The sequence below is a fragment of the Streptomyces sp. NPDC060028 genome, assembly GCF_042736725.1.
In the GTDB taxonomy this organism is placed as follows: domain Bacteria; phylum Actinomycetota; class Actinomycetes; order Streptomycetales; family Streptomycetaceae; genus Streptomyces.
In genome coordinates, this window is record NZ_JBHWVJ010000138.1 from 1 (window position 1) to 12,320 (window position 12,320).

Annotated in this window: 12 protein-coding genes; 6 read left to right on the top strand and 6 right to left on the bottom strand. The window is 68.2% G+C overall.

All coding sequences use genetic code 11. The annotated features are described in order from the left end of the window. Nucleotides 1–126 precede the first annotated feature (126 nt). The 4 genes from rplI to rpsF all read right to left on the bottom strand — a co-directional run bounded on the left by rplI (nucleotide 127) and on the right by rpsF (nucleotide 1,843). Entirely contained in the window at nucleotides 127–573 is a 447-nt protein-coding gene (gene rplI / locus ACFWBF_RS35975; protein WP_385609057.1) for a 50S ribosomal protein L9, read from the bottom strand. A gap of 18 nt (nucleotides 574–591) precedes the next feature. Further along, the gene (gene rpsR / locus ACFWBF_RS35980; RefSeq protein WP_003956534.1) at nucleotides 592–828 is read right to left on the bottom strand and encodes a 30S ribosomal protein S18; all 237 of its coding nucleotides are present in this window, start codon (nucleotides 826–828) and stop codon (nucleotides 592–594) included. 43 nt (nucleotides 829–871) lie between these two features. Continuing rightward, nucleotides 872–1,480, bottom strand: a complete 609-nt coding sequence (locus tag ACFWBF_RS35985) for a single-stranded DNA-binding protein (RefSeq protein WP_385609058.1) — start codon at nucleotides 1,478–1,480, stop codon at nucleotides 872–874. A gap of 72 nt (nucleotides 1,481–1,552) precedes the next feature. Next, entirely contained in the window at nucleotides 1,553–1,843 is a 291-nt protein-coding gene (rpsF, locus tag ACFWBF_RS35990) for a 30S ribosomal protein S6 (protein WP_015034882.1), read from the bottom strand. 250 nt (nucleotides 1,844–2,093) lie between these two features. Here rpsF and ACFWBF_RS35995 point away from each other — a divergent pair, with 250 nt between their 5' ends. From ACFWBF_RS35995 to ACFWBF_RS36005, 3 genes are all read left to right on the top strand, one after another. Further along, nucleotides 2,094–2,408 (top strand): hypothetical protein, encoded by a 315-nt coding sequence (locus ACFWBF_RS35995; protein WP_385609059.1) that lies wholly within the window; start codon nucleotides 2,094–2,096, stop codon nucleotides 2,406–2,408. A 131-nt stretch (nucleotides 2,409–2,539) separates the two neighbouring features. Further along, a complete protein-coding gene (locus ACFWBF_RS36000) occupies nucleotides 2,540–3,658 on the top strand; it encodes a lipid II:glycine glycyltransferase FemX (RefSeq protein WP_385609060.1) in 1,119 nt (372 codons plus the stop codon). 70 nt (nucleotides 3,659–3,728) lie between these two features. Next, nucleotides 3,729–4,760, top strand: a complete 1,032-nt coding sequence (locus ACFWBF_RS36005; protein WP_385609061.1) for an alanine racemase — start codon at nucleotides 3,729–3,731, stop codon at nucleotides 4,758–4,760. Nucleotides 4,761–4,763: 3 nt separating this feature from the next. Here ACFWBF_RS36005 and ACFWBF_RS36010 read toward each other — a convergent pair whose 3' ends face one another. Then, nucleotides 4,764–6,224 (bottom strand): glycosyltransferase family 87 protein, encoded by a 1,461-nt coding sequence (locus ACFWBF_RS36010; RefSeq protein WP_385609062.1) that lies wholly within the window; start codon nucleotides 6,222–6,224, stop codon nucleotides 4,764–4,766. 91 nt (nucleotides 6,225–6,315) lie between these two features. Next, nucleotides 6,316–8,877, bottom strand: a complete 2,562-nt coding sequence (locus ACFWBF_RS36015) for a transglycosylase domain-containing protein (RefSeq protein WP_385609063.1) — start codon at nucleotides 8,875–8,877, stop codon at nucleotides 6,316–6,318. A 275-nt stretch (nucleotides 8,878–9,152) separates the two neighbouring features. Here ACFWBF_RS36015 and ACFWBF_RS36020 point away from each other — a divergent pair, with 275 nt between their 5' ends. The 3 genes from ACFWBF_RS36020 (at nucleotide 9,153) to ACFWBF_RS36030 (ending at nucleotide 12,261) form a co-directional block, all read left to right on the top strand. Beyond that, complete coding sequence (locus ACFWBF_RS36020; protein WP_385609064.1) at nucleotides 9,153–9,755, top strand: helix-turn-helix transcriptional regulator; 603 nt, start codon at nucleotides 9,153–9,155, stop codon at nucleotides 9,753–9,755. Between the two features lie 49 nt (nucleotides 9,756–9,804). Continuing rightward, complete coding sequence (locus ACFWBF_RS36025; protein ID WP_385609065.1) at nucleotides 9,805–10,887, top strand: inositol-3-phosphate synthase; 1,083 nt, start codon at nucleotides 9,805–9,807, stop codon at nucleotides 10,885–10,887. Nucleotides 10,888–10,992: 105 nt separating this feature from the next. Then, nucleotides 10,993–12,261, top strand: a complete 1,269-nt coding sequence (locus tag ACFWBF_RS36030; protein ID WP_385609066.1) for an MFS transporter — start codon at nucleotides 10,993–10,995, stop codon at nucleotides 12,259–12,261. Nucleotides 12,262–12,320 lie beyond the last annotated feature (59 nt).

Below are 12,320 nucleotides of genomic sequence, written 5' to 3' on the forward strand. Positions count from 1 at the left end.
GTCCCGTGCGGGAGCCTCGATGTTTCACGTGAAACACGCTCCTAGCGTCCCACCGTCCCACCACCCCCGCGTCCGGAAACGACGAAGGGCCGCACCCCAGGGGGTGCGGCCCTTCATACGCAGCCCTTAGGCGGCGACGACCTCGATGCCCACGTTCGCGGCCACGTCGGCGTGCAGACGCACGGAGACCTGGTACGAACCGAGGGTCTTGATCGGGGAGCCCAGCTCAACGCGACGCTTGTCGACCTTCGGGCCACCGGACGCCTCGATCGCCGTGGCGATGTCGGACGGAGTGACGGAACCGAACAGACGACCGGCGTCACCCGCGCGGGTGGCCAGACGAACCTTCACGCCCTCGAGCTTGGCCTTGACCTCGTTGGCCTGCTCGATGGTCGAGATCTCGTGGATCTTGCGGGCGCGGCGGATCTGCGCCACGTCCTTCTCGCCACCCTTGGTCCAGCGGATCGCGAAACCACGCGGGACCAGGTAGTTGCGAGCGTAACCGTCCTTGACGTCGACGACATCGCCGGCGGTGCCGAGGCCAGAGACCTCGTGGGTCAGGATGATCTTCATTATTCGGTCACCCTTTCCTTATCGCGCGGTGGACGTGTAGGGCAGCAGCGCCATCTCACGGCTGTTCTTCACGGCCGTGGCGACGTCACGCTGGTGCTGCGTGCAGTTGCCGGTAACGCGGCGGGCACGGATCTTGCCGCGGTCGGAAATGAACTTCCGCAGCATGTTCGTGTCCTTGTAGTCCACGTACACGGTCTTGTCCTTGCAGAAAGCGCAGACCTTCTTCTTAGGCTTGCGCACAGGCGGCTTCGCCATTGTGTCTCTCCTGTGTGATCAAGAAGTGGGGATGCGAGCTGCCCTAGAAGGGCGGCTCGTCCGAGTAGCCACCGCCGGAGCCGCCGGAGCCGCCGGAGCTTCCGCCCCAACCGCCCCCGCCGCCACCCTGCTGCTGCTGGCCGCCGGCCGGCGCGCTGGACGCCCACGGGTCGTCGGAGGGAGCTCCGCCGCCCTGCGGGGCGCCGCCACTGGGGGCTCCGCCCCAGTTGCCACCGCCGCCACCCTGCTGCTGACCGCCGCCGCCGTATCCACCCTGGCCACCGCGACCGGTGGTCTTGGCGACCTTGGCCGTGGCGCTCTTCAGGCTGGGGCCGACTTCCTCGACGTCCAGCTCGTAGACCGTGCGCTTGACACCCTCACGGTCCTCGTACGACCGCTGCTTCAGCCGGCCCTGCACGATGACGCGCATGCCCCGCTGAAGGGACTCGGCGACGTTCTCCGCCGCCTGACGCCAGACCGAGCAGGTCAGGAACAGGCCTTCGCCGTCCTTCCACTCATTGGTCTGCTTGTCGAAGATGCGGGGAGTGGACGCGACACGGAACTTCGCGACCGCCGCACCCGAGGGGGTGAAGCGCAGCTCGGGGTCGTCGACGAGATTGCCGACGACCGTGATGACGGTCTCGCCTGCCATGGATGAACCTCTCGGCGGGGATTGCTGCTGGGCTGCTGTGCTACTCGATCCCGATTACCGCTGAACCGAAGTTCAGTGGGTCTCGGGGCGAAGGACCTTGGTCCGGAGAACCGACTCGTTCAGGTTCAGCTGTCGGTCAAGCTCCTTGACGACCGCAGGCTCGGCCTGAAGGTCGATGACCGAGTAGATGCCCTCGGGCTTCTTCTTGATCTCGTAAGCGAGACGACGACGGCCCCAGGTGTCGACCTTCTCAACCTTTCCGTTGCCCTCACGGACGACGGAGAGGAAGTTCTCGATCAGCGGGGAGACAGCGCGCTCCTCGAGATCGGGGTCGAGGATGACCATCACTTCGTAGTGACGCATGTGGAACCCACCTCCTTTGGACTCAGCGGCCACGGTCGTTCCGTGGCAGGAGGGTCGTGATGCGTGCGCACGGCGTCCAAGAGCAGACACCGCGCAGCTGTACAGACTACCTGCTCGACTCCTTCCGGTTGAAATCCGGCGCCAGGGGGACACAATCTGTATCCATCGGGTGTGCTCGGTGCTATGCCCCCGGCCCCTGCCGGAGGTGGGCCCGCAGCACCGCTCTGCTTCAGCCAGGAGGTGCCTTCCGATGGCACAGGCAATGCGACCCCAGTCCTCCATCTCGCTCTTCGCGACCGACGGCAAGCCCCACCCGCTCCAGGACACCCTGATGGCGGTCACCCTGGTCCTGGGCGCCGTGGCGTTCATCACGGGGTTCTTCCACAATCTGCACCTGCTCAGCTCGTGGACCGGGCTGATCGGGATCCTGACCGGCGCCTACGGACAGTTCATCTCCGTCACGACACGCGAGCGCTTCGCGCTGATCATCGGGCTGGGCGCCTCGGCCGTCGGCTTCTTCCTGGGCATGGCCCACGGCGGACTGTTCGGCGGCTGGCTGGGCTGACCGGGCGACCTCCGCGACAGGGCGCCGGCCTCCCACCGGCCCAGGCCCGGCCTGTCCCCCAGATGGGTGGCGCCCTTGTCGCAGTAGGCTTCGCGCCATAGCCAGCGAAGCCGCCGGAGGAGACGCCCCGCATGAGCCTGTCCCTGAGGACCATCAGCCGAGAGCAGCATCTGGGTTACCTCCAGAGCCTGCCCTCAGCTAGCCACTGCCAGGTCCCGGCATGGGCCGACGTGAAGAACGAGTGGCGTTCCGAGAACCTCGGCTGGTTCGACAAGTCCGGCGAACTCGTCGGCGCCGCCCTCGTGTTGTACCGCCAGCTGCCCAAGGTGAAGCGGTACCTCGCGTACCTTCCCGAGGGCCCGGTCATCAACTGGTACGCCCCCAACCTGGAGGAGTGGCTCCAGCCGATGCTGGCGCACCTCAAGCAGCAGGGCGCCTTCACCGTGAAGATGGGCCCGCCCGTCGTCATCCGCCGCTGGAACTCCACCGCCATCAAGGCCGGGATCCAGGATCCGGAGGTCAAGCGCCTGCGTGACGTGGAAGCCTCGCACATCGAGCCCCGCGCGTTCGAGGTGTCCGACAAGCTGCGCCGCATGGGCTGGCAGCAGGGCGAGGACGGCGGCGCCGGTTTCGGCGACGTACAGCCCCGCTACGTCTTCCAGGTGCCGCTGGCCAACCGCTCGCTGGACGACGTCCTCAAGGGCTTCAACCAGCTGTGGCGCCGCAACATCAAGAAGGCCGAGAAGGCCGGCGTCGAGGTCGTCCAGGGCGGTTACGACGACCTGGAGACCTGGCAGCACCTGTACGAGATCACGGCCGAGCGCGACAAGTTCCGCCCGCGTCCGCTCAGCTACTTCCAGCGCCAGTGGAAGGCCCTCAACTCCGAGGACCCCAACCGGATGCGGCTGTACATCGCCAAACACGAGGGGGAGCCGCTGGCCGCCGCCACGATGCTCACCGTCGGCCAGCACGTCTGGTACTCGTACGGGGCCTCCGCCAACCACAAGCGCGAGGTGCGGCCCTCGAACGCCATGCAGTGGCGCATGCTGCGCGACGCCTACGCGCTCGGCGCCGGCGTCTACGACCTGCGCGGCATCAGTGACACCCTGGACGAGAACGACCACCTGTTCGGCCTCATCCAGTTCAAGGTCGGCACGGGCGGCGAGGCCGTCGAGTACGTCGGCGAGTGGGACTTCCCACTCAACAAGCTGCTGCACAAGGCGCTCGACATCTACATGTCGCGCCGCTGAACCACCCCGCCCCACCCACACACACCGACCGCTGCACCACGCAGCTTTCCGAGAGAGGCTCCGGACGGGCATGGCGCTCACGCTCTACGTCGACACCGCGCGCTGGCGTGCGCACCAGAAGCAGATCCAGGACCAGTTCCCCGGGCTGATCCCGGTCTGCAAGGGCAACGGCTACGGCTTCGGCCACGAGCGGCTGTGCGAGGAGGCGACCCGGCTGGGCGCCGACATCCTGGCCGTCGGGACGACCTATGAAGCGGCCAGCATCAAGGACTGGTTCGGCGGGGACCTGCTCGTCCTCACCCCGTTCCGGCGGGGCGAGGAGCCGGTGCCGCTGCCTGACCGGGTCATCCGGTCGGTGTCTTCGGTGGACGGGGTCCGCGGCCTGGTCGGCGCCCGGGTGGTCATCGAGTGCATGAGCTCGATGCGCCGCCACGGCATCTCCGAGCAGGATTTGGGCCAGCTGCACTCGGCGATCGAGGACGTCCGCCTGGAGGGCTTCGCCCTGCACCTGCCCCTGGACCGCCCGGACGGCACGGACGCCGTCGAGGAGGTCATCGGCTGGATGGACCGGCTGCGCGCGGCCCGGCTGCCGCTGCACACCATGTTCGTCAGCCACCTCAAGGCCACGGAGCTCGCCCGGCTCCAGCAGCAGTTCCCGCAGACCCGCTTCCGGGCCCGCATCGGCACCCGGCTGTGGCTGGGCGACCACGAGGCGACCGAGTACCGCGGCGCGGTCCTCGACGTCACGCGCGTCGCCAAGGGGGACCGGTTCGGCTACCGCCAGCAGAAGGCCGCCTCCGACGGCTGGCTGGTCGTGGTCGCCGGCGGTACCTCGCACGGCGTGGGCCTGGAGGCCCCCAAGGCCCTGCACGGGGTGATGCCGCGCGCCAAGGGCGTCGCCCGGGCGGGTCTGGCCACCGTCAACCGGAATCTGTCGCCGTTCGTGTGGGCGGGCAAGCAGCGCTGGTTCGCCGAGCCGCCGCACATGCAGGTGTCGATCCTGTTCGTGCCCTCGGACGCGACCGAGCCGAAGGTCGGCGACGAGCTGGTGGCTCACCTGCGCCACACCACCACGCAGTTCGACCGGGTGCTCGACGCCTGACGGTCAGTCCTTGAGGTTCATGCCCCAGTCGACCCGCTGCCCCTCCGAGGGCGCCGCATCCTGCGGCGCCCTCGCCGCGTCGGAGAGCACGAACACGTCCGGGGCCCCGTCCAGGACCCCGCCCGAGGGGTCGTCCGACCCGTCGCGGCGTACGACGTCCCGATCGGGCAGCAGGATGTCGCGGACGACGACCGCGCACAGGTAGAGCGTGGCGAGCAGGTGGGCGGCGATCGCCAGTTGGTAGCCCTCCAGCGGCAGACCCTGGTGCTTGTCGCCGCTGGTCGTGTAGGCGAGGTAGAACCAGATTCCGAGGAAGTACAGGACCTCACCGGCCTGCCAGATCAGGAAGTCCCGCCAGCGCGGCCGGGCCAGTGCGGCGAGCGGGATGAGCCACAGCACGTACTGGGGCGAGTAGACCTTGTTCGCCAGGATGAAGGCGGCGACGACCAGGAAGGCCAGCTGCGCGAAGCGCGGACGCCTCGGGGCCGTCAGCGTGAGCACGCCGATGCCCGCGCACAGGAGGACCGTCAGGCCCGTCGCGTACGTGTTGGCACCTTCCAGAGGGTTGCCGGTGCGCTGGGAGATCAGCAGCCAGACGGAGCCGAAGTCGATGGGCCGTTCCTGGCTGAAGGTGTAGAACTTCGTCCAGCCGTCCCAGGCGTACGCCATGACGGGCAGGTTCACCACGAGCCAGGAGCCGGCCGCGCCGAGCGCCGCGACGGCGAACGCCCACCACTTGCCGGCGCGCCAGCAGAGCACGAACAGCACCCCGAGGAGCAGGACGGGATAGAGCTTTGCCGCGGTGGCCAGCCCGATGAGGACGCCGAAGGCCAGCGCCCGGCCGCGGGACCACATCAGCATCGCGGCGGCCGTGAGGGCGATGGCGAGCAGGTCCCAGTTGATCGTCGCGGTGAGTGCGAAGGCGGGGGCGAGCGCGAAGAGCAGGGCGTCCCAGGGCCGGCGCCGGTGGGTGCGGGCGACGCACACGGCGATGACCGCGGCGCAGATCATCAGCATGCCCGCGTTGACCATCCAGTACATCTGCTCGCGGTGCTGCATGGCGCCGCCGCCGGGGGTCAGCCATGACGCGATCTCCATGAAGAGACCGGTGAGCACCGGGTACTCGAGGTACTGCATGTCGCCGGGGAGCTTGTCGAAGTACGGCAGGAGGCCGTCGGCGAAGCCGCGTACGACGTAGAGGTGCGGGATGTCCGAGTAGCAGGCGTGGGTGTACTGCGAGCCGGCTCCCCGGAACCACGCCCAGTCGTAGCAGGGCAGTTTCTGCACCATGCCGAGCGCGAACATTCCCAGGGCCACGAGGACCACCACACGCACCGGGGTCAGCCAGTGGCCGCCCAGCCGGGCGTGGCGGCCCAGGGGCCCGCCGATGAGCTCGCTGCCGGCCGCGGCGACCTCGTCCTGCTGGGTGGGCAGTACGGGGCGGTCCTCGTGCACCTTCGTCATGCGCTCATCCTGCCGTACGGCGCCGGACATGGGGGAGGGCCGTCGCACGGGGTGCGACGGCCCTCGCCGGCGTGGAGCGGACGGCCGGGGGTCAGCCGGCGGTGCCGCCGGCCGGGAAGCCGGTGACTCCGCCCGGACGGCCTCTGGTCGGGGACGGCGATGGTGACGGTGATCCGCTGGCTCCGCCGTTCGTGGCTCCGCTGTTGCTGCCCCCGCCGGTGCTCGGGTCGCAGTACAGGTCCCACGGCTTGCAGGACGGCTTGCCGCCCTTGGACGGGGTCGGGGAGGCCGGGGGCTCGGAGCTCGGCGACGGGGAGGCCGGGGGCGCGGAGGGCGAGGGGACGATCGAGGGGCTGGGCGAGGGCGCACCGGAGGCGTCCGCGACGACCCCGATCTTGTCGGGCTCCGGGAAGTCCTTCTCCGGAACGCCGTTCAGCGCGTCCTTCATGTACTTGGTCCAGATCTCGGCCGGGATGTCACCACCGTGCAGGGACGGGATGTCACCCACGCCCCTCATCGAGATCAGTTCCTTCTTCTCCGCGTTGGGGTCCGAGCGGAACAGGGTGACGGAAGTGGACAGCTCGGGCGTGTAGCCGACGAACCACGCCGACATGTTCTTGTCGGTGGTACCGGTCTTGCCCGCGGCGGGCCGGCCCAGCTTCTTCGCCTTGGTACCGGTGCCGTTCTCGACGACGTTGCGCAGCACCTTGGTGATGTTGTCGGCGATGGAGTTGTCCATGGCCTGCTGCGCCTTGGGGGCCTCGAAGCCGGGCAGGTCCTTGCCGTCCTTCTGGACGCCGCGCACGGAGTACGGCTCGTGGTGGGTGCCGGAAGCCGCGAAGGTGGCGTACGAGTCGGCCATCCGGATGGCGCTGGGGGTCGAGGTGCCCAGCGCGAAGGAGGCGTTGTTGTTCGGGTCGAAGGACTCCGGGAGGATGCCGGCGGACTGGGCGACCGACTTCACCTTTTCGTGGCCCACGTCGAAGACGAGCTGGGCGAACGGGACGTTGATGGACTTCTCCATCGCCTCGTTCAGGGTCACGTACCCGTAGGCGGTCGGGCTCTCGTTCTTCTGCTTGAACGGCTTGCCGGAGTTGTCGCGCAGCGGCTTGCCCTCACGGTTGTTGATCACGGTGAGGTCGTTGGCCATGTACTTGCTGTCGGCGGAGATCCCGGCGCCGTTGGAGTTCTGGGTGCCGTACTGCATGGCCGCCGCCAGCACGAACGGCTTCCAGGTCGAGCCGACCTGGACACCCGTGGTGTTCGCGTTGTTGTTGAAGTGCTTCTTGTCGAAGCCCGGACCGCCGTACAGGGCGACGAGGGCGCCTGACTTCACGTCCACGGAGGCGGCGCCGAACTGGACGAAGGTGTCGGTCTCGGGCCGCTTCTTCTCGTCGATCAACCCGTCGCGGGTCTCCTCGACGGCCTTGACCAGCGCGTCCACCTTCGGCTTGTCGAAGGTGGTGTGGATCTGGTAGCCGCCCTTGGCCAGGTCCTCCACCGTGAGGCCCTTGGTCTTCATCACGTAGGCCTTGGCGGTGTCGACCATGTAGCCGATCTGCCCGGACATGTTGCGGGCCTGCTCGGACTCGATGATCTTGGGGAATTCCTTGTACTGCTGCCGCTCGGACTGCTCCATGCGGCCCACCGTGACCTCGCGGTCCAGCACCCAGGCCCAGCGCTGCTTGGCCCGCTCGGTGTTCAGCTGCGGCGTGGCCGCGGTGCCGATGCCGCCGTCCGGGTTGTAGAGGTTGGGGCCCTTGAGCACGGAGGCCAGGAAGGCGCCCTCGGAGGGGGTCAGGTCCTGGCAGTCCTTGCCGAAGTACGCGCGGGCGGCCGCCTGGATGCCGTAGGCGTCACGCCCGTAGTACGCGGTGTTCAGGTAGCCCGCGAGGATCGTGTTCTTCTCCTCGGTCACACCCAGTTTTATCGAGATGAAGAGCTCGGTGACCTTGCGCTTGAGCGTCTGGTCGGAGTCCAGGTACGTGTTCTTCACGTACTGCTGGGTGATCGTCGAGCCGCCCTGGGTGGATCCGCCCTTGGCCATGTTCCACACGGCGCGGGCGACACCCATCGGGTCGACGCCCTTGTCCGACTCGAAGGACTCGTTCTCCGCCGCGATCACGGCGTTCTGCATCGACCGGGGGATCCTCCCGATGGGCACGATCTGGCGGTTCATCGACCCGCCGGTCGCGACCATCTGGGTGTCGTCGGCCCAGAGGTAGACGTTGTTCTGTGCCTTGGCCGCCTTGTTCGCGTCGGGTGTGTTCACCGAGGCGATACCGATGCCGGCGCCCGCCGTGACGACCGCGAAGAAGCCCAGAGCCGTGCCGCCGACGAGCTTCCAGGACGGGACGAAACGCTTCCAGCCGTCCCTGTCGGAGCGCGGGTAGTTGATGAACCGCTTGTCCGGCCGCCCCGTCCCTCCACCGCCCTTGGCACCACCGCGTCCGGCGGACGGCCGTCCGCCGGCCCGGCGGGCCTCGGAGCGGCTGCCGTGACCGGGCTGCTCCCCGTGCGGGCCGCCGGGTGTAGCGGTCGGGACGTCACGTCCGGACGCGCCACCCCTGCCGGGGCGCTGCTGGGCAGCCCGGCGGGCCGCAGCGCGACCACCGCCTTCGGGCTGCGGCGGTTTGCGTCGGTGCTCGCTCATCGAACGACTACTCCTCGGGCAGGCGAGTGGCCTGGAAGCGGCGGGTGAGTTCCGGTTCCCCCCGGCGTCATGGCCCACAGACTACGCACGCTCAAAACCCAATCAGTGCCGAAGTTCACCCCAAAACAGGCAACTTGCCTCGTACGAATTGGTGATGTGATGCCGGTCACCTCTCCCCCACTTGTAGCCGAGGGCGCCCCGTTCTATCGTCTGGATGTATCGAGCCGATACATCAGCTCGACATAACGACTCCGAAGCGGATGAGGGGCAGGCGGATGAGCAGGCGCTCAGGCATCCTTGAGTTCGCCGTCCTCGGCCTGCTTCGCGAATCCCCCATGCACGGGTACGAGCTGCGCAAGCGGCTCAACACCTCGCTGGGGGTGTTCAGGGCATTCAGCTACGGAACGCTCTACCCCTGCCTCAAGACGCTCGTCACCAACGGCTGGTTGATCGAAGAACCGGGCAACGCCCCGGAAGACGCTCTCGCCGCTTCACTCGCAGGGCGCCGCGCCAAGATCGTCTACCGGTTGACGGCAGCAGGTAAGGAGCACTTCGAGGAGCTGCTCTCCCACACGGGACCCGATGCCTGGGAGGACGAGTCCTTCGCCGCCCGCTTCGCCTTCTTCGGCCAGACCGAACGAGAAGTGCGCATGCGGGTGCTGGAGGGCCGCCGGAGCCGGCTGGAAGAGCGCCTGGAAAAGATGAGGGCCTCGCTCGCCCGTACGCGGGAGCGCCTCGACGACTACACGCTTGAGCTGCAACGGCACGGCATGGAGTCCGTGGAGCGCGAAGTGCGCTGGCTGAACGAGCTCATCGAGAGTGAGCGGGCGGGACGGGATCAGAGACGACCCGGTCCGTCCGACGAAACTGCAAAGTGAGACCTGCACCTCGCAGGCCTCGTCCGAGAACAAACAGGGAGCAACCGGAATGGGTTCGGTTCGCGTAGCCATCGTCGGCGTGGGCAACTGCGCCGCCTCGCTGGTGCAGGGCGTCGAGTACTACAAGGACGCCGACCCGGCGGCCAAGGTCCCCGGTCTGATGCACGTCCAGTTCGGCGACTACCACGTGCGTGACATCGAGTTCGTCGCCGCGTTCGACGTCGACGCGAAGAAGGTCGGCCTCGACCTCTCGGACGCCATCGGCGCCAGCGAGAACAACACCATCAAGATCTGCGACGTCCCGAACACGGGCGTGACCGTGCAGCGCGGTCACACCCTTGACGGTCTGGGCAAGTACTACCGCCTGACCATCGAGGAGTCCGCCGAGGCTCCGGTCGACGTGGTCCAGATCCTCAAGGACCGTCAGGTCGACGTCCTGATCTGCTACCTCCCCGTCGGCTCCGAGGCCGCGGCGAAGTTCTACGCCCAGTGCGCCATCGACGCCAAGGTCGGCTTCGTCAACGCCCTCCCGGTCTTCATCGCCGGCACCAAGGAGTGGGCGGACAAGTTCACCGAGGCCGGTGTCCCGATCGTCGGCGACGACATCAAGTCGCAGGTCGGCGCCACCATCACGCACCGCGTGATGGCGAAGCTGTTCGAGGACCGCGGTGTCCGTCTTGAGCGCACCATGCAGCTCAACGTCGGCGGCAACATGGACTTCAAGAACATGCTCGAGCGTGACCGCCTCGAGTCGAAGAAGATCTCCAAGACGCAGGCCGTCACCTCGCAGATCCCCGACCGTGAGCTCGGCGAGAAGAACGTCCACATCGGCCCGTCCGACTACGTCGCGTGGCTCGACGACCGCAAGTGGGCCTACGTCCGCCTCGAGGGTCGCGCCTTCGGCGACGTCCCGCTGAACCTCGAGTACAAGCTCGAGGTGTGGGACTCCCCGAACTCCGCCGGTGTCATCATCGACGCCCTGCGTGCCGCGAAGATCGCCAAGGACCGCGGCATCGGCGGCCCGATCCTGTCGGCTTCGAGCTACTTCATGAAGTCCCCGCCGGTGCAGTACTTCGACGACGAGGCCTACGCGAACGTCGAGAAGTTCATCAAGGGCGAGGTCGAGCGCTAGTCGAGCCCGAGGGTCCTTGAGGACTCCTTGACTTCGGCTGTTCTTCCGCGGAGGGTCCCCGGGCAATACGCCCGGGGACCCTCCGCGTATGTGACCCTTGCCCTCATGGCTGTCGTACGTGATCTGCGCGTACTCCTGCGTCTGAGGGACTTCCGCAACCTGCTCGCCGTGAGGCTGCTCTCCCAGGCGGCGGACGGCGTCTACCAGGTGGCGCTCGCGACCTACGTCGTCTTCTCCCCCGAGAAGCAGACCTCGCCCGCGGCCATCGCCTCGGCCATGGCGGTGCTGCTGCTTCCCTACTCGGTCGTCGGCCCGTTCGCCGGAGTGCTGCTCGACCGCTGGCGCCGCCGCCAGGTCTTCTTCTACGGCAACCTGCTGCGGGCCCTCCTCGCCTGCGTCACCGGCATGCTGATCGTCTCGCACGTGCCCGACTGGCTGTTCTACGCCTCGGCCCTGTCGGTGACCGCCGTCAACCGGTTCGTCCTGGCCGGGCTCGCCGCCTCCCTGCCGCGGGTCGTCGGTCCGGACCAGCTGGTCACCGCGAACGCTCTCTCCCCCACCGCCGGAACACTCGCGGCGGTCGCCGGCGGAGGGCTGGCCTTCCTCGTCCGGCTGCTGGCCTCCGACTCCGACGCAGCCGTCGTCCTGCTCGGGGCGAGCCTCTACCTGTGCGCGGCCCTCGCCTCCCTGCGCCTGGCCATCGGCCTCCTCGGGCCCGACCACCGCCCGGGCCGGACCCACCCGTCGGTCACCGAAGGGGTCACCCTCACCATCCGGGGCATGGCCGAGGGCCTGCGGCACCTGGCCGACCGGCGCGATGCGGCCAAGGCGCTCGGCGCCATGACCATGATGCGGTTCTGCTACGGAGCCCTGTTCGTCACGCTGCTCATGCTCTGCCGCTACTCGTGGTCGGACAACGAATCCGACGGCCTGGCCCTGCTGGGTATCGCGGTCGGCGTCTCCGGGGCCGGCTTCTTCGCCGCCGCCGTCATCACTCCCTGGCTGGTGGGCCGGCTGGGCACCCTCGGCACGATCACCGTCTGCGCCGCGGGCGCCGCGGTCCTGGTGCCGGCGCTCGGCCTGTTCTTCGCCCCCGGACCGATGCTGGCCGCCGCCTTCGTCCTGGGCCTCGCCACCCAAGGCGCCAAGATCTCCACCGACACCGTCGTCCAGTCCCGGGTGGACGACGAGTTCCGCGGTCGCGTCTTCTCCGTCTACGACGTGCTCTTCAATGTCGCGTTCGTCGGCGCCGCGGCCGTGGCCTCGCTCATGCTCCCCGTCAACGGGCAGTCGGCACCGCTGATCCTGACCGTGGCCGCGCTGTACGCCGCCACCTCGCTGCTCCTCGCCCGGCAGGGGCGATGTTTCACGTGAAACATCGCCCCTGAGCGAAGCGCGAACGGCACCGGCGGTCGATGTTTCACGTGAAACAT